Source organism: Pseudomonas sp. UBA6562 (genome assembly GCF_002434265.1).
Classification (GTDB): Bacteria; Pseudomonadota; Gammaproteobacteria; order Pseudomonadales; family Pseudomonadaceae; genus Aquipseudomonas.
Window position 1 is genome coordinate 335,683 of sequence record NZ_DJJS01000004.1, and the last position, 22,227, is coordinate 357,909.

Genomic DNA, 22,227 nt, shown 5'->3' on the forward strand with positions numbered 1-22,227 from the left:
GGTCACCCAGGCATTGGCTATCAGCGGCGCACTCGCGCTTGCAGGAAGGTCAGCACCTCGTCGACCGCCAGCGGTTGGGCGTCTTGTTCGGTGCGGTGCTTGTACTCCAGGTTGCCCTCGGCCAGCGAACGGTCGCTGACGACGATACGGTGCGGAATACCGATCAGCTCCATGTCGGCGAACTTGATGCCGGGGCTGGTCTTCTTGTCGCGGTCGTCGAGCAGCACTTCGAAGCCGGCAGCGGTCAGCTCGGCGTACAGCTTGTCGGTGGCCTCGCGTACCGCTTCGGTTTCATAGCGCAGCGGCACCAGGGCGATCTGGAAGGGTGCCAGGGCGTCGTTCCAGACGATGCCTTTCTCGTCGTGGCTCTGCTCGATGGCGGCGGCTACCACGCGCGATACGCCGATGCCGTAGCAACCCATCGACAGCACCACCGGCTTGCCGTTTTCACCCAGCACCTGGCACTTGAGCGCTTCGCTGTACTTGGTGCCGAGCTGGAAGATGTGGCCCACTTCGATGCCGCGCTTGATCACCAGGGTGCCTTGGCCATCGGGGCTTGGATCGCCCTCGACCACGTTGCGCAGGTCCGCGACTTGCGGTACCGGCAGGTCGCGCTCCCAGTTGACGCCGAAGTAGTGTTTGTCGTCGATGTTCGCACCAACGGCAAAGTCGCTCATCAGGGCCACCGAGCGGTCGATGATGCATTCGAGCGGCAGGTTGAGCGGGCCGAGAGAGCCTGCACCCGCGCCGATGGCGGTACGCAGGTCGTCTTCGGTGGCCATGACCAGCGGTTCTGCGACCTGTTCCAGCTTGACGGCCTTGATCTCGTTGAGCTCATGGTCGCCGCGCACCACCAGGGCGATCAGCTTGCCTTCTTCGGCGCCACGCACGATGAGGGTCTTGACGGTCTTCTCGATCGGCAGGCCGTGCTCTTCGACCAGTTGCGCGATGGTCTTGGCATTGGGCGTGTCGACCAGGCGCAGCTCTTCGCTGGGCATCGGCCGCACGCTTTCACGCGGCAGGGCTTCGGCCTTCTCGATGTTGGCGGCGTAATCGGAGCTGTCGCTGAAGATCACATCGTCTTCGCCGGACGAGGCCAGTACATGGAATTCGTGGGAGTAGCTGCCGCCGATCGAGCCGGTGTCGGCCTGTACCGGACGAAAATCCAGGCCCAGGCGCGTGAACACGTTGGTGTAGGCCTGGTGCATGCGGTCATAGGTGTCCTGCAGCGACGCCTGGTCGGCATGGAAGGAATAGGCGTCCTTCATGATGAATTCGCGACCGCGCATCAAACCGAAACGCGGACGGATCTCGTCGCGGAATTTGGTCTGGATCTGGTAGAGGTTCAGCGGTAGCTGCTTGTAGCTCGACAGCTCGTTGCGCGCCAGGTCGGTGATGACCTCTTCGTGGGTCGGACCGACGCAGAACTCGCGGTTGTGGCGATCCTTGATGCGCAGCAGTTCCGGGCCATATTGCTCCCAACGGCCGGATTCCTGCCACAGCTCGGCAGGCTGCACGCTGGGCATCAGCACTTCCAGGGCGCCGGCGGCGTTCATTTCCTCGCGGACCACCTGCTCGACCTTGCGCATGACCCGCAGGCCCATGGGCAGCCAGGTGTACAGGCCAGAGGCCAGCTTGCGGATCATGCCGGCACGCAACATGAGCTGGTGGCTGATGACCACGGCGTCGGCCGGGGTTTCTTTTTGGGTGGCGAGCAAATATTGACTGGTGCGCATGGGGAGCCGTGTCGATTGCCTAATGTTTGAAATGACCCCGCATTGTACGGGGGTGAGTCGAAGCCGTACAGGATGCCCCAGGGGCGCGGCCTTGTCAGCCAAGAAAAAGCCCGGCAGGGGCCGGGCTTTCTCGGGTGCTGGGCAATGCAGGCCTGGGCTTACAGGATGCTCAGCGGGTACTCGACGATCAGGCGCAGTTCGTCCAGCGAAGCCGAACCGTAGTAGACGCCATCGGAAGAGCGGTAGGTGGCTTGGCGCACGCGGAAGCTGAGGTCCTTGGCCGGGCCTTCCTGCAAGACGTATTTGACGTCGATGTCGCGTTCCCATTCCTTGCCGCTGGTGGTGCCTTCGACGTGAGCGTCGGAGCCGCGGACGTAACGGGTCATGAAGGTCAGGCCGGGAATGCCGTACTCGGCCAGGTTCAGGTCGTAGCGCGCCTGCCAGGATTTTTCGTTCTCGGCGTTGAAGTCCGAGCGCGCCACGGAGTTGGCCAGGAAGACGGTGCCGCCACCGTCTACGCCGTAGGCGTAGTCGCCGTCACCGGTGACGCGCTGATGCGCCAGGGTGAAGGTGTGCGCGCCGATCTTCCAGGCGCCCGACAGGCTGTACGCGGTGTTGTCGAGCTTGTCGCCGTCGTAGGCGCGGATGTTGTTCGAGCCGTCACCTTTGGTGTTGTAGACGTTGAAGTCGAACACCAGGCCTTGGTTGTCGGACAGGGGCAGTGCCCAGTTCACGTTGCCGTACCATTTGCGCCAGTAGTCTTCGACGTTGGAGTGGTAGACGCTGGCGGACAGGCCGTCGGTGATGGCGTAGGTACCACCGATGACGTCGGCTTCGGTGAGGTTGAGGCTGTCGTGGCCGGTACGGTTCTGGGCGTTCAAGCCGGTGAAGCGACCCGCTTGCAGGACCAGGCCCTTGATCTCGCTGCTGGTGATCAAGGCGCCTTCGGCGACTTCCGGCAGCAGACGGCTGTCGTCGGTGGCGAACACGGGCATCGCGGTGAACTGGTTACCGACTTTCAACACGGTGTCGGAGACGCGGAACTTGATCGCTGCGCCGCCTTCGGAGAACTCGTCCTGCGAGCGGCCGTCGGAGCCGGTGGGGAACTGGCCGGTGCCGGAGCGGCCTTTGCCGCTGTCCAGCTTCAGGCCCAGCAGACCGATGGCGTCGACGCCAACGCCGACGGTGCCTTGGGTGAAGCCGGATTCGTAGGTGCCGATGAAGCCCAGACCGGTTTCTTCCACGCGGCTCTTGCCGGATTCGTTGTTACGGAAGTCGCGGCTGAAATACAGCATGCGGGTCTTGACGTTGAGCTTGCTGTCTTCGATGAAACCTTTCGATTCGTCTTGCGAAGAGGCGACTGCCAGCTGCGAGGTCCCTGCCGCAACGGCCAGGGCGATCATGCTCCACTTCATCACGCGCATCGTGATTTGCTCCTTTGGTTTTAGGAAGAGTCCGCTGCACCCGGCTTTTTAGTTATTGGGGCAGCTCTTTCTTTTTATGTCGCCGCGGCGGTGTCGCCACTGTGACTTGTACGTTTCGGCAGGTCGGGTCGACCCATGCCGATCACAACCCATCTGTGTTACAGGCAAGGGTCCAAACAGTGAACCCATCGCCTTGCGTGCCAGATGACGACCTTCGCTCGAATCGGCGGGATCGACGGTGCAAGCGTTGCAAATGTAAAGCGTCCTATCGTTTCAGGACGGCCCCTGCCTTAACCCCAGGTTCGCGGGAGCCTCCTGAACTGATTGAATGCAAATGCAACAAGCGTGCTCATTTTCACATCCTATTGATGTTTTTTTCACATTCGCGGTCGGGGCAGGCTGCGGATGGCCGTATTTGCTCGGTCCGCCTCGGTTTGCAGCAGGGCCGCGCGGGGGTGGATCCGGTCGTCTCGCACATCCTTGCAAGTCAAGGTGTTACCGGCCTTTGTTGAGGTTGAGTATTTTGCGCGTGCCCAATCGAGGGTAAGTCTCATTTAGCCGATTCGACTGGTGCGAAAAGTAGCGAGTGTTACCCATCTGCGTGCACGAGGCGTCCCTCTCGCACGCTTATGGTGCGCTGAGCCCGACGTGCTTGCTGGCAGTCCTGTACTCGCGCGCCAAGCGAGGTATCCTTGCGGCCCATTGTGGATGTCGGTGTGGAGGAGGTTGTTCGTGTTTGTTCTGGATTCGCGTTTGCAGCAGGATTCGATCGAGTTGGGCCGTCTGCAACTGTGCAGTGTGTTGTTGAGCAAGGATGCCAACTATCCGTGGTTCATTCTGGTGCCGCGTCGACCGGACGTCAGCGAGCTGTTCGATTTGAATGCAGCCGATCAGCAACAGTTATGGAAAGAGACCACCTTGTTGGCCGAGGGGCTGAAGGCCGCCTATGCCGCCGACAAGATGAATGTGGCCACCTTGGGCAATGTGGTGAGCCAACTGCACATGCACGTAATCGTGCGTAAGCGCGACGACGCAGCCTGGCCCGCGCCGGTGTGGGGCCGAGTGCCGGCGATCGCTTACGCGCCCGGTCAAGTGCAGGCGCTGCGTGTTCGCCTTGCGCAGTTGCTGGGCAGCGAATGGGTCGAGGTGCGCGATGACGCTTGAGAGTCAGGTCATCGAACTGGAAACGCGTCAGGCGTTTCAGGACGACACCTTGCAGGCCCTGAACGAGGTGGTGTTCGAGCAGGCGAGGCAGATCGAGCGCCTACAGCAGCAGATGGCGCATCTGCTCAAGCGCTACGACGATCTGGTTGGGCAGTTGGGCAGTGAAGGCGACGAAGCGCCGCCACCGCATTATTGAGAGGGGCAGCGCCACGTGGAGCAATGCCACGTAGCGCCGCTGCGATCAACGTCGGTTGATGGCGACGACGTCTTCGGCCTGTAGGCCCTTATCGCGGTGCATTACCGAGAACTCCACGCGCTGGCCTTCCACGAGTACGCGGTGGCCTTCGCCGCGGATGGCGCGAAAGTGCACGAAGATGTCATCGCCCGAGTCGCGCGATATGAAGCCAAAGCCCTTGGAGGTGTTGAACCACTTGACGGTGCCGGTATCGCGGCCGCTGTCCTCGCTGGGAGTGGCCTGTTGGCTCTGGGCCTTGCGCGGTTTGCGCACGAAGCCGGCGGCCAGGTGCAGGGCAACGGCGAGGGCCGCGCAGAGCAGTGCTGGCAGGTTGCCCAGTTCTGGTCGGGCCAGCAGGGTGACCGTTTGCAGGATGACGGCCAGTACCAGCAGCGCGCTGGCCAGGCGCTGCAAGACCCGGCGCGAACCGCGGTAATACAGCGGCACAACAGGCGCCAGCAACAGGTTGAGCAGGCCGAGCAAGGCCAGGTAGACCGCTTCGGGTAGCTGCAGGGAAAGGATGGCTTCGGTTCTGAGGCTTGGGATCGAGGCAAGCAGCAGCGCTGCAACGCCCGTCACCAGATGGACGATCTTGAACATGGGGGTTGGCTCACATTGATATGGTCAATCACAGGGAGAGCTGGTGGCGCGGTGCGCAAGGGTATTAGGCGCGGTCACGTGGCAGTCCAGCCTATGCACCCGGCATTATTGATCCGCACGGGTGGCACGCTGCCTATTTAACCGTAAAGGCGCCGGCTTCTCAAACGGCCGGGGCGGGCGGTGCGCTCGCATCGCGGAACCCGGCATCTGCGCACGAGTCTTGATACAGTATCGGCTTGCTCATCAAACGTTATGCAAAAGGGGAGATCCATGGCTATTGATATCGGTATCAAAGAAGAGGACCGCAAGCAGATCGTCGACGGTTTGTCCCGGTTGCTGTCCGACACCTACGTGTTGTATCTGAAGACCCACAACTTCCATTGGAACGTCACTGGCCCGGCGTTCCGTACCCTGCACCTGATGTTCGAGGAGCAGTACAACGAGCTGGCCCTGGCCGTGGACGCCATCGCCGAGCGCATCCGTGCGCTGGGCTTCCCGGCGCCAGGCTCCTACGCGTTCTACGCCAAGCATTCGACCATCAAGGAAGAAGAGGGCGTACCGTCGGCCGAAGAAATGATCCGCCAACTGGTCGAAGGCCAGGAAGCGGTCACCCGCACCGCCCGCAGCGTGTTCCCGGTGGTCGACGAGGCCAGCGACGAGCCGACTGCCGATTTGCTGACCCAACGCATGCAGGTCCACGAAAAAACCGCGTGGATGCTGCGCGCGCTGCTCGAAGGCAAATAAGCTTCGACCGCTCAGCCTTTTCGCCGCACCGCGAGTGCCCGGCCCGAGTCATCGGGTCGGGCACTTTCGCATCGGGCGCAACTACTTCCCGCTGCATCCCTTGCACCCTTCAAGGCCTGATTGCAGAACGCCCGCAGCTTGAGGCGGGTAACTCGAGCGAGGAAGTAGGCAATGGAAGCAAGGGAAGCGGTTTCTCGGCAGGCGCCCATGCAGCGCGGTTGGCCAGGCAAGCAATGCATCGATCCGTTTGCGCAGGACTTCGATATGCGACGTGCCTGCCCTGTCTCGCGGTCGGTGCGGCTCAACGGCTTTTCCACCTGTTTGAGGCTGGAGCGTGTGTATTGGGGCATCCTCGACCGTATCGCCGAGGCCAATCGGTGTTCGGTCAGTGCGGTGTTGTCCTATCTGGATCGCGAGGTGCACCTGCGCCACGGCGGCGTAAGAAATTTCAGTGGATTGGTCAGGGTGGTCTGTGTCGCCTGGTTGCTCGACCCGCCCGACGCTCGACGGCCGATGAACAGTGAGCTGCACGGCACCCCTTAACCATATATAATCGGCGTTTTTGGCTGCTCCGGCAGTCAGCATTGTGTTGATGAGAAACGTCGATGCCCCTTTATGACTATCAATGCGCCGCCTGCGATCACCGGCTGGAGGCGCTGCAGAAAATCAGTGCAGCGCCGCTGACCGATTGCCCCGCCTGCCAGGCGCCCGAACTCAAGAAGCAGTTGTCCGTTCCCGGGTTCCGCCTGGGCGGGTCCGGTTGGTACGAAACCGACTTCAAGACCGGGACCAAGAAGAACCTGGCCGGCGACAACAAGCCCGACTGAGTTGAATTGCAGTGCGCAGGTCTTGCAGTATGGCCCCCTGGGCCGGCGAGCCCCCACCGAACACACGATCACGAGAAGCGAACCACCATCATGATGCGCAGCCACTATTGCGGCCAACTGAACGAGAGCCTGGATGGCCAGGAAGTCACCCTTTGCGGTTGGGTCCATCGTCGCCGCGACCACGGCGGGGTGATCTTCCTCGACATCCGTGACCGCGAAGGCCTGGCCCAGGTCGTCTTCGATCCGGACCGCGCCGAAACCTTCGCCGCCGCCGACCGCGTGCGCAGCGAGTACGTCGTGCAGATCACCGGCAAGGTCCGCCTGCGTCCTGCCGGCGCGGTCAACGCCAACATGACCTCCGGCGCCATCGAGGTGCTGGGCTACGAACTGACGGTGCTCAACGAAGCCGAAACGCCGCCGTTCCCGCTCAACGAATTCTCCGACGTCGGCGAAGAAACCCGCCTGCGCTATCGCTTCATCGACCTGCGCCGTCCGGAAATGGCCGACAAGCTGCGTCTGCGTTCGCGCATCACCAGCAGCATCCGCCGCTTCCTCGACGACAACGGCTTCCTCGACGTCGAGACGCCGATCCTGACCCGCGCCACGCCCGAAGGCGCGCGCGACTATCTGGTACCTAGCCGTACCCACGCCGGCAGCTTCTTCGCCTTGCCGCAGTCGCCGCAGTTGTTCAAGCAACTGCTGATGGTCGCCGGCTTCGACCGCTACTACCAGATCGCCAAGTGCTTCCGCGACGAAGACCTGCGCGCCGACCGCCAGCCCGAATTCACCCAGATCGACATCGAGACCAGCTTCCTCGACGAAACCGAGATCATGGGCCTGACCGAAAGCATGATCCGCAAGCTGTTCAAGGAAGTGCTGGACCTCGAATTCGGCGACTTCCCGCACATGACCTTCGAAGAAGCCATGCGCCGCTACGGTTCCGACAAGCCCGACCTGCGCAACCCGCTGGAACTGGTGGACGTCGCCGACCAGCTCAAGGACGTCGACTTCAAGGTCTTCAGCGGCCCAGCCAACGATCCCAAGTGCCGCGTCACCGCGCTGCGCCTGCCAGGCGGCGCCAGCATGCCGCGCAGCCGCATCGACGAATACACCAAGTTCGTCGGCATCTACGGTGCCCGCGGCCTGGCGTACATCAAGGTCAACGAGCGCGCCAAGGGCGTCGAAGGCCTGCAATCGCCGATCGTCAAGAACATCCCCGAGGCCAACCTCAACGTGATCCTCGATCGCGTGGGTGCGGTGGACGGCGACATCGTCTTCTTCGGTGCCGACAAGTTCAAGGTGGTCAGCGAAGCGCTGGGCGCACTGCGTATCCGTCTGGGCCACGACTTCGAACTGTTGACCTGCGAGTGGGCGCCGATGTGGGTCGTCGACTTCCCGATGTTCGAAGAGAACGAAGACGGCAGCTTCACCGCGCTGCACCACCCGTTCACCGCACCCAAGTGCTCGCCCGAAGCGCTCGAGGCCAACCCGGCCACCGCGCTGTCGCGCGCCTACGACATGGTGTTGAACGGCACCGAGCTTGGCGGCGGTTCGATCCGTATCCACCGCAAGGAAATGCAGCAGGCGGTGTTCCGTCTGCTGGGCATCGAAGCGGCGGAACAGGAAGAGAAGTTCGGCTTCCTGCTCGACGCGCTGAAGTTCGGTGCGCCGCCCCATGGCGGTCTGGCCTTCGGCCTCGACCGTCTGGTGATGCTGATGACCGGCGCCCAGTCGATCCGTGAAGTGATCGCATTCCCGAAAACCCAGAGCGCGGCCTGCGTCATGACCCAGGCTCCAGGCCTGGTCGATGCCAAGGCTCTGCGTGAGCTGCACATCCGTCTGCGCGAGCAGACCAAGGTCGAGTAAGCTCGGCACCAGGGGTGGCTAGCAGCGGCAGCCACCCCTGTGACATACCGCAAGTTTCCCGTTCCGCCCCGTCCAGGGGCGGGGCTGTTTCTGTTTCAAGGATTTGGAGTCGTTATGGCTGGTCATTCCAAGTGGGCGAACATCAAGCACCGCAAAGAGCGCCAGGATGCCAAGAGAGGCAAGGTCTTCACCAAGTGGATTCGTGAGCTGACCGTCGCGGCCAAGCAGGGCGGCGGCGACCCGGCCTCCAACCCGCGCCTGCGTCTGGCGCTGGACAAGGCGCTGGGCGCCAACATGAGCCGCGACATCATCGACCGTGCCGTGGCGCGCGGTGCCGGCACCAACGAAAGCGACAACGTCGAAGAGCTCAGCTACGAAGGCTATGGCCCAGGCGGTGTAGCGGTCATGGTCGAAGCCATGACCGACAACCGCAACCGCACCGCCGCCGCCGTACGCCATGCGTTCTCCAAGTGTGGCGGCAACCTGGGCACCGACGGCTCGGTGGCCTACCTGTTCGAACGCAAGGGGCAGATCAGCTTCGCCCCCGGCGTGGACGAAGACGCACTGATGGAAGCGGCGATGGAAGCCGATGCCGACGATGTGGTGGCCAACGACGACGGCTCTTTCGACGTGTTCGCCTCGTTCAACAGCTTCTATGCCGTGCGCAATGCCCTGGAGGAGGCCGGCTTCAAGGCCGCCGACGCGGAAATCGTCATGCTGCCCACGACCAGCGCCGAGCTGGACCAGGACGGCGCCGAGAAGGTGCTCAGGCTGATCGACATGCTCGAAGACCTCGACGACGTACAGAACGTCTACTCCAATGCGCAGATCTCCGACGAGGTCATGGAGCAGTTGGGCTAGCGCCCAAACGAATACGGGCTTGCTCGTGCCTCGATCAGGGGGTGCGAGCCGGTCCGGGCCTGTTACGCGGCACTCTGGGTACTCCGGCGCAATCCTGCGCCTTTTTTGCATTGCAGGCGTTATGACTTTGATTCTTGGTATCGACCCCGGCTCGCGCATCACCGGTTACGGTGTGGTGCGGCAGACGGCCCGTGGGTGCGAGTACGTGGCTTCGGGCTGTATCCGTACCGGTGACGGCGAGCTGCCCTCGCGTTTGCAGGTCGTCTTTCGCGGGGTGGCCGAGGTGATCCGCCTGCATGGGCCGGTCACCATGGGCATCGAGCGGGTGTTCATGGCGCGCAACCCCGATTCCGCCCTGAAGCTGGGCCAGGCCCGAGGCGCGGCGATCGTCGCGGCGGCCGAGGCCGGGCTGGAGGTGGCCGAATACAGCCCCACGCAGATCAAACAGGCGGTGGCCGGCACAGGTGGGGCGAACAAGGAGCAGGTGCAGTTGATGGTGATGCACCTGCTCAAGCTCACCCAGAAGCCGCAGATCGATGCGTCCGACGCCTTGGCCATCGCATTGTGCCACGCCCATACCCGCTCCAGCCTGGTGCCCCACGGCCTGGGCACGGCCCGCCGGCGCGGCGGGCGCTTGCGGCTGTAGAGGCTTCATGCGTTGATACATATTTCGCCCCAGGGAAGCACTTACCCTGGGCATTTGCTGATAGGGTGAGGCGGTCACGAGCCACCCGCCCCGATTAAAGGAACGACACGTGATTGGACGTTTGCGCGGCACCCTGGCGGAAAAACAGCCGCCGCACCTGATTATCGACGTCAATGGCCTGGGCTATGAGCTGGAAGTGCCCATGACGACGCTCTATCGCCTGCCCAAGGTCGGTGAGATGGTCACGCTGCACACCCATCAAGTGGTGCGTGAAGATGCGCACCTGCTGTACGGCTTTTTCGAAAAGCGCGAGCGTGAGCTGTTCCGCGAGCTGATCCGGCTCAATGGCGTTGGCCCCAAGCTGGCCCTGGCGCTGATGTCCGGGCTGGAGGTAGACGAGTTGGTGCGCTGCGTGCAGGCTCAGGACGCCTCGGTGCTGGTGCGCGTGCCGGGTGTGGGCAAGAAGACCGCCGAGCGGCTGCTGGTCGAGCTCAAGGACCGCTTCAAGGCCTGGGAAACCTCGCCGGCCATGTTCACCCTGGTGTCCGACGGGCCGCTGCCGTTGGCAGTCGACTCCAGTGCCGAGGCCGATGCCGTCAGCGCACTGGTGTCTTTGGGCTACAAGCCGCAGGAGGCCAGCAAGGCCATCGGCGCGATCAAGGACAAGGCCGGCCTGAGCAGCGAAGAGCTGATCCGCCGTAGCCTCAAAGGGATGATCGTCAAGTGATCGAAGCCGACCGACTGATCGCCGCCAGCGGCCGCGATCGCGAAGAGGTCCAGGACCGCGCGATCCGTCCGCTCAGCCTGGACGACTACATCGGCCAGCCGGTCGTGCGCGACCAGATGGGCCTGTTCATCCAGGCAGCGCGCGGGCGCAACGAATCCCTCGACCACACCTTGATCTTCGGCCCGCCGGGCCTGGGCAAGACCACGCTGGCCAACATCATCGCCAACGAAATGGGCGTGTCGGTCAAAAGCACCTCCGGGCCGATCCTCGAACGGCCGGGCGACCTGGCGGCGATGCTGACCAACCTCGAACCCCACGACGTATTGTTCATCGACGAAATCCATCGCCTGCCACCGGTGGTGGAAGAAGTGCTGTACCCGGCGATGGAAGATTTCCAGCTCGACATCATGATCGGCGAAGGCCCGGCGGCCCGTTCGATCAAGCTCGACCTGCCGCCGTTCACCCTGGTCGGCGCCACCACCCGCGCCGGCATGCTGACCAACCCGCTGCGCGACCGCTTCGGGATCGTCCAGCGCCTGGAGTTCTACAGCAACAAGGACCTGAGCACGATCGTCTCGCGTTCGGCAGGGATTCTCGGTCTGCCGATCGATCCCGAAGGGGCGTTCGAGATCGCCCGGCGCGCGCGCGGCACCCCGCGTATCGCCAACCGTCTGCTGCGGCGCGTGCGCGACTTCGCGCAAGTGCGCGGGCAGGGCCATATCACCAAGTCCATTGCCGACATGGCCTTGAACCTGCTCGATGTCGATGAGCGTGGTTTCGACCACTCCGACCGGCGCCTGCTGTTGACCATGATCGAAAAGTTCGACGGCGGCCCGGTCGGTGTCGACAACCTCGCGGCGGCCATCAGTGAGGAACGCCACACCATCGAAGACGTGCTCGAACCCTACCTGATCCAGCAGGGCTACATCATGCGTACGCCACGCGGGCGCGTGGTCACGCGGCATGCCTATCTGCACTTCGGTCTGAACATTCCGGGGCGCTTCGCCGAAGGTGGGGAATTTTCCGATCCAGGCGACGAGTAGTCGATCAAAACCGCTTTTGCGTGGTCCTACCGCTGGCGCTCGGCGAGCGGGCCGAACCTGCGACAAAGCCTGCGAAAAAACAGTTGTTCTGCCGGATTGGCAAGCCGAGGAGTAAGCACTAGAGTATGCGCGCGCAAAATGAGCTGGAACCGTTCGCACACCGCTGTCGCGTCTACTACGAAGATACCGATGCCGGCGGCGTGGTCTACTACGTCAACTACCTCAAATTCATGGAGCGCGCGCGCACCGAACGGCTGCGTCACCTTGGCTTTTCCCAGGCACAGCTGGCAACACAAGATCTTCTGTTCGTCGTCCACTCCAGTGAAGCGCGCTATCTGGCGCCGGCCCGGCTGGACGACGAACTGCGGGTAACCGCGCACGTGTGTGAGCTCAACCGGGCCAGCCTGCGCTTCATTCAGCAGGTATGGCGGGAGCGCGATCGGACTTTGCTCTGCGAGGGGCGATTCCTGATCGCCGCCGTGCGCGCCGACACTTTCAAACCCCGAGCCATTCCCCCGGAACTGCGCGATGCGTTCCAGGCGGACTGCTCGGGTCATCAATCGAACGCAGGAGAATAAGCGTGGAAGCAAACGTCGTCGACCATACCTCCATGTGGAGCCTGGTCGCCAATGCCAGTGTCGTGGTGCAGTTGGTCATGCTGACCCTGGTCGCCGCCTCGGTGACCTCGTGGATCATGATCTTCCAGCGCAGCGCCATGCTGCGTGCCGGCCGTCGCGCGCTGGACGCCTTCGAAGAGCGGTTCTGGTCGGGTATCGACCTGTCCAAGCTGTATCGCCAGGCCGGCAGCAACCCCGACCCGGATTCGGGTGTCGAGCAGGTGTTCCGCGCAGGCTTCAAGGAGTTCTCGCGCTTGCGCCAGCAGCCGGGCGTCGATCCCGATGCGGTGATGGAAGGGGTAGGGCGGGCCATGCGCGTCGCCATCTCCCGCGAGGAAGAGAAACTCGAGCAGAGCCTGCCGTTCCTGGCCACCGTCGGTTCCACCAGCCCGTACATCGGTCTGTTCGGCACCGTATGGGGCATCATGAACTCGTTCCGCGGCCTGGCCAGCGCCCAGCAGGCGACCCTGGCCACCGTAGCGCCCGGCATCGCCGAAGCCTTGATCGCCACCGCGATCGGCCTGTTCGCCGCCATCCCCGCCGTCATCGCCTACAACCGTTTTGCCGCGCGCAGCGAGACCCTGATCGGCCGTTACTACACGTTCGCCGACGAGTTCCAGGCCATCCTGCACCGCAAAGTACACACCAGCGAAGAGTGATCAGGTAGAAACCCATGGCCCGAGTTCGCCACAAACGCAAGCCGGTCGCCGAGATGAACGTGGTGCCCTACATCGACGTGATGCTGGTGCTGCTGGTCATCTTCATGGTGACGGCACCCATGCTCAACCAGGGCGTGAAGGTGGATCTGCCCAAGGTGTCCAGCGAGGCCTTGCCCCAGGACAACAACGTGCAGATCCTCACCATCTCCATCAAGGCCGACAAGACCTACTACTGGAACCTTGGCAGCGAAGTCGACACCGACAAGCAGATGGACAAGGCCATGACCTTGCCGGACATGACCAGCGCCGTGACCAAGATCATCGCCGCCGGCCGCGACCAGGGTAAGCAGACCCAGGTGTTCATCCGTGGCGACAAAGCCGTGGACTACGGTTCGGTCATGGGCGCCATGGGCGGGCTGCAGCAAGCCGGCGTCGGTAACGTTGGCCTGATCACCGAGGCGCCCTGATGCAGCAGCGAGAGCCCTCCGCCTCGGAAAGCTACTTCTGGCCCAGCGTCTGGGCCATTGGCTTGCACGTGCTGGTCTTCGGCATGCTGTTCGTCAGCTTCGCCATGACGCCGGAACTGCCGCCGTCCAAGCCCATCGTTCAGGCTACGCTGTACCAGCTGAAGTCCAAGAGCCAGGCGACCACCCAGACCAACCAGAAGATTGCTGGCGAGGCCAAGAAGACCGCTTCACGGCAGACCGAAGTCGAGCAGCTCGAACAGAAAAAGGTCGAGCAGGAGGCCGTGAAGGCCGCGGAACAAAAGAAAGCCGACACCGCTCAAAAGGCCGAAGAAGCGCGCGAGGCCGCCGAAGCCAAGAAAGCCGAGGAAGCGGCCAAGGCTGCCGAGGCGAAAAAAGCCGCCGAAGCCAAGAAAGCCGACGAGGCCAAGAAGGCCGACGAGGCCAAGAAAGCCGACGAGTCGAAGAAGGCCGCCGAGAAGCAACAGGCCGACATCGCCAAGAAGAAGGCTGAAGAAGAGGCCAAGAAGAAGGCCGAAGAAGAAGCCAAGAAACAGGCTGCGGAAGAGGCGAAGAAAAAAGCCGCCGAAGACGCTAAAAAGCAGGCAGCCGAAGAAGCCAAGAAAAAAGCAGCCGAGGACGCCAAGAAGGCAGCGGCGGCCGAGGATGCGAAGAAGAAGGCAGCCGAAGAGGCCAAGAAAAAGGCCGCTGCGGACGCTCAGAAGAAAAAAGCCCAGGATGCGGCGCGCAAGGCGGCGGAAGACAAGAAGGCTCAGGCGTTGGCCGAGCTGTTGTCCGACACCACCGAGCGGCAGCAGGCCCTGGCCGACGAGCAGGGTGACCAGGTAGCCGGCGATTTCGACGACCTGATCCGCATGCGAGCCGCCGAAGGTTGGGCGCGTCCACCGTCCGCTCGCAAGGGCATGACCGTGGTGCTGCAAATCAACATGCTGCCCGATGGCACCGTCACCGCCGTGAAGGTCGCCAAGTCCAGCGGCGATGCGTCGTTCGACAGTTCGGCCGTGGCAGCAGTGAAGAACATTGGTCGCTTGACCGAAATGCAAGGCTTGAAGCCGAACGAGTTCAACCCGTACCGGTCATTCAAGATGACATTTACACCTGAGGATCTTGCGTTGTGATTAAACGTCTGAGAGGACTGCTTGTCTTGCTCTGCTGCGTGGCAGGCATGGCAGTGGCAGATGAAAAGAACATCCTGGTCACCAGCGGTAGCGACCGGGCCACTCCCATCGCCGTAGTGCCCTTCGGTCTGCAGGGCGGCAGCGTGCTGCCCGAAGACATGGCCGAGATCATCGGCAATGACCTGCGCAACTCCGGCTACTACTCGCCGATCCCGCGGCAGAACATGATCAGCCAGCCGAGCCAGGCCAGCGAAGTCATCTTCCGCGATTGGAAAGCCCTGGGTGCGCAGTACGTCATGGTGGGCAGCATCGTACCTTCCGGTGGTCGTCTGCAGGTGCAGTACGCCCTGTTCAACGTGGCCACCGAGCAGCAAGTGCTGACCGGCAGCGTGTCGGGTACCACCGACCAGCTGCGCGACATGTCGCACTACATCGCCGACCAGTCGTTCGAGAAGCTCACCGGCATCAAGGGCGCGTTCTCCACCCGCATGCTGTACGTGACCGCCGAACGCTTCTCGGCCACCAATACGCGCTACACCCTGCAGCGTTCCGACTACGACGGTGCCCGTGCGGTGACATTGCTGCAATCGCGCGAGCCGATCCTCTCGCCGCGTTTCGCGCCGGACGGCAAGCGTATCGCCTATGTGTCGTTCGAGCAGAAGCGCCCGCGCATCTTCGTCCAGCACATCGATACCGGTCGCCGCGAGCAGGTCACCAACTTCGAAGGCCTCAACGGCGCACCGGCATGGTCGCCCGACGGTTCGCGCCTGGCGTTCGTTCTGTCCAAAGACGGTAACCCCGACATCTATGTCATGAACATGGGTTCGCGTCAGATCAGCCGCGTCACCGCAGGCCCGGGTATCAACACCGAACCGTTCTGGGGTAAAGACGGCAACACCATCTACTTCACATCCGACCGTGGCGGCAAACCACAGATCTATAAAACGTCGGCCAGCGGCGGTGGTGCCGAACGCGTTACTTTCGTGGGTAACTACAATGCCAACCCCAAGTTGTCGGCCGATGAAAAAACGTTGGTCATGATTCACCGCCAGCAAGGTTTTACCAACTTCAAAGTGGCGGCACAGGACTTGCAGCGCGGAAGTGTAAAGATTCTCTCCGAGACCAGTCTTGATGAGTCGCCTACTGTTGCGCCCAACGGCACCATGCTAATCTACGCCACCCGCCAGCAGGGCCGGGGAGTCTTGATGCTCGTGTCCCTAAACGGACGCACGAGGCTCCCGCTTCCTACCGCTCAAGGCGAAGTCAGAGAACCGTCCTGGTCCCCTTACCTGAACTGATTGCGGCGTAATACTTTTGCTTAACACACTGGGGTTTCATTAGGAGTTTCACGATGGAAATGCTGAAGTTTGGTAAATTCGCTGCGCTGGCTCTGGCCATGGCCGTAGCTGTAGGTTGCTCCTCCAAGGGCGGTGACAACGCAGGTGAAGGCAGCAACGCTGGTGCTGTCGACCCTAACGCCGGTTACGGTGCCAACACTGGCGCTGTCGATGGCAGCCTGAGCGAAGAAGCTGCTCTGCGCGCAATCACCACCTTCTACTTCGAATACGACAGCTCGGACCTGAAGCCAGAAGCCATGCGCGCTCTGGACGTTCACGCCAAGGACCTGAAGTCCAACGGCAGCCGTGTCGTGCTGGAAGGCAACACCGACGAACGCGGTACTCGCGAGTACAACATGGCTCTGGGCGAGCGTCGCGCCAAAGCCGTTCAGCGTTACCTGGTGCTGCAGGGCGTTTCCCCTGCTCAGCTGGAACTGGTTTCCTACGGCGAAGAGCGTCCAGTTGCTACCGGCAACGACGAGCAGAGCTGGGCCCAGAACCGTCGCGTAGAACTGCGTAAGTAAGTCCTATGCGTAAGTGCCGCCTTGCTGTAACCGTCCTCGCTCTCGGCCTGCCGTTCTCGGCACTGGCCGCGGTTCCTATCGTCGGTGACAACGCGAGCAGTTATCCGCCCGCGGGTTATGGCACGAGCGGCGCTTATGCCGGCGCAGGGGCTTCCGCCCCTGCCTCGGCACAAGGGCAGCTGTTCATGCAGTTGCAACAGATGCAAGACCAGATATCTCGCCAGCAGGGCATCATCGAAGAGTTGCAGAACGATGTCGCCCGTATGAAGCAAGAGGGTCTGGAGCGTTACCAGGATCTCGACCAGCGCATCAACAGTGCTGCGCAAGCGCCGAGCTCCAATAATTCTTCCGCCGGCAGCGCACCTGCTGCGGGCACTGCGAGTGGCGACAGTGGCGCCAGCGCGAAACCGACGCCTTCGAGCGAACCGGGTGATCCGGCCAAAGAGAAGCTGTATTACGACGCTGCCTTCGACCTGATCAAGCAAAAAGACTTCGACAAGGCCAGCCAGGCGTTCGGCGCTTTCTTGCGCAAGTACCCCAACAGCCAATATGCCGGCAACGCGCAATACTGGCTGGGTGAAGTCAATCTCGCCAAAGGCGACTTGCAGGGCGCCAGCCAGGCATTCGCCAAAGTCGGCCAACAGTATCCGAAACACAGCAAGGTACCCGATTCCCTGTACAAGCTCGCCGATGTCGAGCGTCGTCTGGGGCATACCGACAAAGTCAAAGGCATCTTGCAACAAGTGGTCAGCCAATACCCCGGAACGTCCGCTGCGCAATTGGCCCAGCGCGACTTGCAACGGCTCTGATCCCTACCGTTCGAAAGAAACCCGCGCCTGTCGCGGGTTTTTTCGTTAGACTCTGCGCCCTTTTTCAATCACTACGCTGTCGCGGATAACGCCATGTCGAGTTCGCGCCAGTGCCTTACGGAGGCGGGCAGCCTGTGTAGCTGCCTGGCCCTGGGCGGACCATGCAAGACACATTACGCATCACCGAAGTCTTCTACTCGTTGCAGGGTGAGACGCGAACGGCCGGCTTGCCCACCGTATTCGTGCGCCTCACCGGTTGCCCGCTGCGCTGCCAGTACTGCGACAGTGCCTATGCGTTCAGCGGCGGCACCCTTCGTACGCTGGACTCGATCCTCGAGCAGGTGGCCGCTTTCAAGCCTCGTTTCGTCTGTGTCACCGGCGGCGAGCCACTGGCCCAGCCCAACGCCTTGCCCTTGCTTCAGCGATTGTGCGATGCCGGCTACGAGGTCAACCTCGAAACCAGCGGCGCCTTGGACATTTCGGCGACTGATACCCGCGTGAGCCGGGTAGTGGACCTCAAAACGCCAGGTTCGCTGGAATGCCATCGCAATCTGTACGAAAACATGGCGCATCTCACGCGCAACGACCAGGTGAAGTTCGTGATCTGCTCGCGTGAGGACTATGACTGGGCGGTCTCCAAGCTGATCGAGTACAACCTCGAACAACGCGCGGGCGAAGTGCTGTTTTCGCCTAGCCACGGTCAGGTCAATGCCCGCGAGCTGGCCGACTGGATCGTCGCCGACAACCTGCCCGTACGCTTCCAGTTGCAGTTGCACAAACTGCTGTGGAACGACGAACCTGGCCGCTGATTGAGGAACAACCAACCATGAACGAGAAACGTGCTGTCATCCTGCTGTCGGGCGGGCTCGATTCCGCCACTGTGGTGGCGATGGCCAAGGCCGAAGGCTACCAGTGCTACACCATGAGTTTCGACTACGGCCAGCGCCATCGTGCCGAGCTCAACGCTGCGGCGCGCATTGCCCGCGACTTGGGCGTAGTCGAACACAAAGTCATCGGCCTGAACCTCGACGGTATCGGCGGCTCGGCCTTGACCGACTCCAGCATCGACGTTCCCGAGGCGCCAGCCGAAGGCATTCCGGTCACCTACGTGCCGGCACGCAATACGGTATTCCTGTCCCTGGCCTTGGGCTGGGCGGAAGTGTTGCAGGCGCGGGACATCTTCATCGGCGTCAACGCGGTGGACTATTCGGGCTACCCCGATTGCCGTCCCGAGTTCGTCGAGGCTTTCGAGCGTATGGCCAACCTGGCGACCAAGGCCGGCGTGGAGGGCAACGGCTTCACCATCCGCGCGCCCCTGCAGAACATGAGCAAGGCGCAGATCATTCAAGCGGGTGTGGTCCAAGGTGTGGATTACGGGCTGACCGTCTCGTGCTATCAGGCCGACGACGACGGCCGCGCCTGCCGCAAGTGCGACAGTTGCCGACTGCGCGCCGACGGCTTCCAGCAGGCAGGGGTGCAGGATCCGACGCCTTATTTTCAATAATTTGGCTGTAGGGTATTGATTTCCTTCTGGAAATCATTAAGATACGCGCCATCCAACGGGTCGTTAGCTCAGTTGGTAGAGCAGTTGGCTTTTAACCAATTGGTCGTAGGTTCGAATCCTACACGACCCACCATCTTCACAGCGGTTGCTGATGTACTAGAGAAGACGGCACGCCAGCCAGTTTTCAGTCTTGCAGCCGTATGGAACGAACCTAAGGTTCGATTCAGTGTGGTATCAATACAGAAAAGCCCGCCTTCATGGCGGGCTTTTCTGTTTCTGCGCCAAAAAATCAATGGCCCAACGGATTGCGGACTACTCAGCTCCGCGAAACCTCGCCCCTAGGGTTTGCAGAACTGATCTTCTTGACCGCTACATATCGACCAGACTCCGTACGTCGTTCACGTTCACCTGTACGCGAGTTCGGTGCAGCACGCTCATCTACCCGCCACACAAAACGTCGTGATCCTGTTTTGCTCCCCGCTCGTGAAACATGTCTCGCGTGGAATCATAGATGGCTGCGATGAGCCCAAACGGGTGCCACCCGATGCGCCATTACACTTCGAGTTGTCACGATCTTTCCGTTTTCTGTCCGATTCCCTGCTTACTCGGTGTTACGCCCAAACGGTTAAATCCTTGCCTGAACGAACACGGATTTACACCATGAACCTCTCCCTTTCTTTAGAAGCGCAGGGCTCACCCGAGCCGCAACTGCAATGGCTCCGTCGAGCCGACAGCGGTATCACCCAGGACATCATCGAACTGGTCAACAGCACGGTTGGAGATGGCGGTGTTCTGGGCTACGAGCAAGAAATGTCGGCGGCTCAAGGTGCTGATTTCACCGCTGCGTTACTGGCGCGCATCCAGGGTGGGGATACCCACGCGTTGTTGGGTCGTTCCCTTGCCGGGCCGGCTTGCCTGGTGATCGTGTCGCGCAGCAGCATGCCCAATTGCCGTCACATCGCTGACCTGAGCAAAGGCGTCGTACATCCCGATCACCGAGGCACCGGGCTGGTGGCCCGCGCTTTCGTGGAGATCGTGCAGATGTGTCAGGCGACAGGTATCGAACTGCTGACGCTCGATGTGCGCGAAGGCACGCGCGCTCACCGCCTTTGGCAACGCTTCGGGTTTCAGACCTATGGCGTGCTCGAGGACTACGCGCGGGTCAACGGAGAGAAACATCGCGGCCATTACATGGCCCAGTCCGTGGAAAACCTGGCGCTGCGACTCAACTGACCTGACTCGCCATCGTTCGTCCGCGCTCATCGTCACCAAGGCCTTCCATTCAATCATTCAAGGATCATCGCCATGGCCTTAGCCACTGCAGCCTTTCGCGATCAGCTGGAACAGAGACTCCACCACCACCTGACGTTGTCCCACCCGATATTCCAGGCATTACTGTCACCCGAAGGCAACAAGCCGTTGTTGCGCAAGGTTGCGCTACAGGGCTATCAACTGACCAAGTACTTCCTGACCTACGTCGAGCACCTGTTCTTTCATTGCCCGTTGCCTGCCCATAAACGGGCGTTGATCACCAATTGCTTCGAAGAGGAAACCGGACGGCTGTCGCGCACCGACAACCATGTGGTGCTCATGCAGAACTTCCTGCGTGCACTGGGCATCAGCGATGCCGAGCGCGATGCCGAGCAACCGCTTCCGGCCACCTGGGAGCTGATCGACTTCCGTTTGCAAGCGGTCCGCGACCCGGCGCGTTATCACATCGGTGCCGCAGCGGTGATGGTCGCCAGTGAAGGGCAAAACCTCGAAACCGTTGCCGGCGATGCGCGTCATGTATTGCTGGGGCGTGCCTATGGCCTGACCGAACACGATTTACTGTTCTTCTCCGTGCACCAGAAAGAAGACGTCGGCCACGTCAACGAAGGGCTGGATCTGGTTTCGGAACTGTGCACCACGGCGCAGATGCAAGAGGAGGCATTGCACGCGGTAGACCATACCTGTCAGTTGTTCTACGCGATGTACGAAAACATGTACCAGGCGTATTGCCGGGTTCCTGATACCGAAGCGGTGTGATACCCCGCGAAAAGGATTGGTCATGAACCAGAAATTCAGCTCCGCCCTGATCGTCTCGGTGCTGGTAGTCGGCTTCGTGGTGATGTTCCTGTCTAGTGCCCTGAAAGGGCTGTACCAGGTGTATTTCGTCGACCTCGCCACGCATTTCGGCGAGGGGCGTGCAGCCCTGGCCACGGCCGGTTCGTTGTTTGTCCTGACCATCGGCCTGGTATCGCCAGTGGTGGGTTGGCTGAGTGACCGCGTTGGCCCCTTGGGTACGGTGGCCTTGGGCAGTGTCAGTGCCGGCGTGGTGCTGCTGGGGGTGACCGTAGTGGGCACCCAGCTGATGCTGTTCACCCTGTTATACGGCTTGCTGGGTGCTTTTGCCCTGGCGGCGATGACCTACGTACCCATGGGCATCCTGGTCGATCGCCTGGTCGCGGAACGCTTCAAGGCCTTTGCGTTCGCGTTCGTGACCAATGGCACGTCGATCGGATTCATCGTGCTGTCGCCTTTGTGGATCGTGTTGCAGCAGCGCGTAGGCTGGCAGCCGGTGTTCTCGTGGGTAGGCTTGATCTTTCTGGTGCCGTTGAGCCTGGCGCTTTACTGGGTGGCCCGCACCGTGCCGCTCAAGCCCGATCCGCAGGCCGCACTGGTCAAGCACTCGATGACCTTTCTGCTGCGTGACCCGCGTTTTTTCGTGTTGGCGCTCAGTTTCGCCAGCTGCGGAGCGACCATGGCTTTCATCGACGTCCATCTGGTGTCGTTCTGGCAGGACGAAGCACTGCCCAGCTCGGTACAAGCCCGTGGCCTGAGCCTGCTGGGGGTGCTGGAGCTGATCAGTGGCCTGTTGGCCGGGTGGCTGGCGACCCGCTACAACAAAGGGCTGTTGTTGATGATGTTCTACCTGCTGCGCACAGCGGCGGTGATTGTTCTGCTGACCACGCCGGGGCCGCTTGGCACCTATCTGTTCGCTGTGCTGTTCGGTGCCAGCTACCTCGGCACGGTAGTGCTCACTTCAGCCTTTTGCTTTGCCCTTTATGGCGCAGAAATCAAAGGCAAAGTGTTCGGGCTCCTGTTTCTGGTGCATCAGCTGGGCGCTTTGCTGGCCACGCAGCTCGGCGCATTGGATTTCGACAGGCATCACAGCTACGCCTTGACCCTGGCTGGCTTGGCGACGGCCACCTTGGTAGCTGCCGTGGCTTCCCTGTGGCTGGTATCGGCACGTGCGGCACCAGAGGCTACGGCCTCGCCAGTGGCTGAACCTGAGTAGTCCACCGATCAATTGCGCATA

The 22,227-nt window shown here is 61.8% G+C and carries 25 protein-coding genes, 1 tRNA gene and 1 pseudogene; 23 read left to right on the forward strand and 4 right to left on the reverse strand.

Going from position 1 to position 22,227, the window contains the following annotated elements:
* Positions 1 to 20: 20 nt before the first annotated feature.
* Complete coding sequence (locus B4M43_RS05725) at positions 21 to 1,736, reverse strand: proline--tRNA ligase (RefSeq protein ID WP_296264976.1); 1,716 nt, start codon at positions 1,734 to 1,736, stop codon at positions 21 to 23.
* A gap of 158 nt (positions 1,737 to 1,894) precedes the next feature.
* A complete protein-coding gene (locus tag B4M43_RS05730; protein WP_296264977.1) occupies positions 1,895 to 3,160 on the reverse strand; it encodes an OprD family porin in 1,266 nt (421 codons plus the stop codon).
* A 732-nt stretch (positions 3,161 to 3,892) separates the two neighbouring features.
* On the opposite strand from B4M43_RS05730, the gene B4M43_RS05735 reads away from it, so the two are divergent.
* Both B4M43_RS05735 and B4M43_RS05740 read left to right on the forward strand, forming a co-directional pair.
* Positions 3,893 to 4,324, forward strand: a complete 432-nt coding sequence (locus tag B4M43_RS05735) for an HIT family protein (RefSeq protein WP_296264979.1) — start codon at positions 3,893 to 3,895, stop codon at positions 4,322 to 4,324.
* A complete protein-coding gene (locus tag B4M43_RS05740) occupies positions 4,314 to 4,520 on the forward strand; it encodes a SlyX family protein (protein ID WP_296264980.1) in 207 nt (68 codons plus the stop codon). Before B4M43_RS05735 ends, B4M43_RS05740 begins: the two co-directional genes overlap by 11 nt.
* A 45-nt stretch (positions 4,521 to 4,565) precedes the next feature.
* Here B4M43_RS05740 and B4M43_RS21085 read toward each other — a convergent pair whose 3' ends face one another.
* Positions 4,566 to 4,832, reverse strand: coding sequence for a cold shock domain-containing protein (locus B4M43_RS21085; protein ID WP_414707819.1), 267 nt, complete (start codon positions 4,830 to 4,832; stop codon positions 4,566 to 4,568).
* Positions 4,833 to 4,853: 21 nt separating this feature from the next.
* A pseudogene (locus B4M43_RS21090) lies at positions 4,854 to 5,159 on the reverse strand (cold shock domain-containing protein membrane protein); the annotation flags it as partial.
* 270 nt (positions 5,160 to 5,429) lie between these two features.
* Between B4M43_RS21090 and B4M43_RS05750 the strand changes: the two are divergent.
* The 21 genes from B4M43_RS05750 (at position 5,430) to B4M43_RS05850 (ending at position 22,206) form a co-directional block, all read left to right on the forward strand.
* Entirely contained in the window at positions 5,430 to 5,903 is a 474-nt protein-coding gene (locus B4M43_RS05750; RefSeq protein WP_296264984.1) for a Dps family protein, read from the forward strand.
* Positions 5,904 to 6,110: 207 nt separating this feature from the next.
* Positions 6,111 to 6,446 (forward strand): ribbon-helix-helix domain-containing protein, encoded by a 336-nt coding sequence (locus B4M43_RS05755; RefSeq protein ID WP_296265344.1) that lies wholly within the window; start codon positions 6,111 to 6,113, stop codon positions 6,444 to 6,446.
* A gap of 62 nt (positions 6,447 to 6,508) precedes the next feature.
* Entirely contained in the window at positions 6,509 to 6,730 is a 222-nt protein-coding gene (locus B4M43_RS05760) for an FmdB family zinc ribbon protein (RefSeq protein ID WP_296264986.1), read from the forward strand.
* 90 nt (positions 6,731 to 6,820) lie between these two features.
* Positions 6,821 to 8,596, forward strand: coding sequence for an aspartate--tRNA ligase (gene aspS, locus B4M43_RS05765; RefSeq protein WP_296264988.1), 1,776 nt, complete (start codon positions 6,821 to 6,823; stop codon positions 8,594 to 8,596).
* A gap of 114 nt (positions 8,597 to 8,710) precedes the next feature.
* The gene (locus B4M43_RS05770; RefSeq protein WP_296264992.1) at positions 8,711 to 9,457 is read left to right on the forward strand and encodes a YebC/PmpR family DNA-binding transcriptional regulator; all 747 of its coding nucleotides are present in this window, start codon (positions 8,711 to 8,713) and stop codon (positions 9,455 to 9,457) included.
* A gap of 121 nt (positions 9,458 to 9,578) precedes the next feature.
* Positions 9,579 to 10,103, forward strand: coding sequence for a crossover junction endodeoxyribonuclease RuvC (gene ruvC, locus B4M43_RS05775; RefSeq protein WP_296264993.1), 525 nt, complete (start codon positions 9,579 to 9,581; stop codon positions 10,101 to 10,103).
* Between the two features lie 109 nt (positions 10,104 to 10,212).
* Entirely contained in the window at positions 10,213 to 10,830 is a 618-nt protein-coding gene (gene ruvA / locus B4M43_RS05780) for a Holliday junction branch migration protein RuvA (RefSeq protein ID WP_296264995.1), read from the forward strand.
* Positions 10,827 to 11,873 carry a Holliday junction branch migration DNA helicase RuvB gene (gene ruvB, locus B4M43_RS05785; RefSeq protein WP_296264997.1) on the forward strand — a complete coding sequence of 349 codons (1,047 nt, stop codon included), beginning with the start codon at positions 10,827 to 10,829 and terminating at the stop codon, positions 11,871 to 11,873. Before ruvA ends, ruvB begins: the two co-directional genes overlap by 4 nt.
* A 125-nt stretch (positions 11,874 to 11,998) precedes the next feature.
* On the forward strand, positions 11,999 to 12,451 hold the full coding sequence (ybgC, locus tag B4M43_RS05790) for a tol-pal system-associated acyl-CoA thioesterase (RefSeq protein ID WP_296264999.1): 453 nt from the start codon (positions 11,999 to 12,001) through the stop codon (positions 12,449 to 12,451).
* 2 nt (positions 12,452 to 12,453) lie between these two features.
* Positions 12,454 to 13,149 (forward strand): protein TolQ, encoded by a 696-nt coding sequence (gene tolQ, locus B4M43_RS05795; RefSeq protein WP_296265001.1) that lies wholly within the window; start codon positions 12,454 to 12,456, stop codon positions 13,147 to 13,149.
* A gap of 14 nt (positions 13,150 to 13,163) precedes the next feature.
* Entirely contained in the window at positions 13,164 to 13,616 is a 453-nt protein-coding gene (gene tolR, locus B4M43_RS05800; RefSeq protein WP_296265002.1) for a protein TolR, read from the forward strand.
* Positions 13,616 to 14,752: a cell envelope integrity protein TolA gene (gene tolA / locus B4M43_RS05805; protein ID WP_296265004.1), complete on the forward strand. Its 1,137-nt coding sequence runs from the start codon at positions 13,616 to 13,618 to the stop codon at positions 14,750 to 14,752. Before tolR ends, tolA begins: the two co-directional genes overlap by 1 nt.
* Positions 14,753 to 14,799: 47 nt before the next feature.
* The gene (gene tolB, locus B4M43_RS05810) at positions 14,800 to 16,050 is read left to right on the forward strand and encodes a Tol-Pal system beta propeller repeat protein TolB (RefSeq protein ID WP_296265006.1); all 1,251 of its coding nucleotides are present in this window, start codon (positions 14,800 to 14,802) and stop codon (positions 16,048 to 16,050) included.
* Between the two features lie 53 nt (positions 16,051 to 16,103).
* Positions 16,104 to 16,613: a peptidoglycan-associated lipoprotein Pal gene (gene pal / locus B4M43_RS05815; RefSeq protein WP_296265008.1), complete on the forward strand. Its 510-nt coding sequence runs from the start codon at positions 16,104 to 16,106 to the stop codon at positions 16,611 to 16,613.
* Between the two features lie 5 nt (positions 16,614 to 16,618).
* On the forward strand, positions 16,619 to 17,422 hold the full coding sequence (ybgF, locus tag B4M43_RS05820; RefSeq protein WP_296265010.1) for a tol-pal system protein YbgF: 804 nt from the start codon (positions 16,619 to 16,621) through the stop codon (positions 17,420 to 17,422).
* Between the two features lie 161 nt (positions 17,423 to 17,583).
* Positions 17,584 to 18,231 (forward strand): 7-carboxy-7-deazaguanine synthase QueE, encoded by a 648-nt coding sequence (gene queE / locus B4M43_RS05825; RefSeq protein WP_296265012.1) that lies wholly within the window; start codon positions 17,584 to 17,586, stop codon positions 18,229 to 18,231.
* 17 nt (positions 18,232 to 18,248) lie between these two features.
* Positions 18,249 to 18,926 (forward strand): 7-cyano-7-deazaguanine synthase QueC, encoded by a 678-nt coding sequence (gene queC, locus B4M43_RS05830; protein ID WP_296265014.1) that lies wholly within the window; start codon positions 18,249 to 18,251, stop codon positions 18,924 to 18,926.
* A gap of 57 nt (positions 18,927 to 18,983) precedes the next feature.
* Positions 18,984 to 19,059, forward strand: a tRNA-Lys gene (locus tag B4M43_RS05835).
* 527 nt (positions 19,060 to 19,586) lie between these two features.
* Complete coding sequence (locus B4M43_RS05840; RefSeq protein ID WP_296265016.1) at positions 19,587 to 20,159, forward strand: GNAT family N-acetyltransferase; 573 nt, start codon at positions 19,587 to 19,589, stop codon at positions 20,157 to 20,159.
* 72 nt (positions 20,160 to 20,231) lie between these two features.
* Complete coding sequence (locus tag B4M43_RS05845; protein WP_296265019.1) at positions 20,232 to 20,954, forward strand: TenA family transcriptional regulator; 723 nt, start codon at positions 20,232 to 20,234, stop codon at positions 20,952 to 20,954.
* Positions 20,955 to 20,976: 22 nt separating this feature from the next.
* A complete protein-coding gene (locus B4M43_RS05850) occupies positions 20,977 to 22,206 on the forward strand; it encodes an MFS transporter (RefSeq protein WP_296265020.1) in 1,230 nt (409 codons plus the stop codon).
* Positions 22,207 to 22,227: the final 21 nt, after the last annotated feature.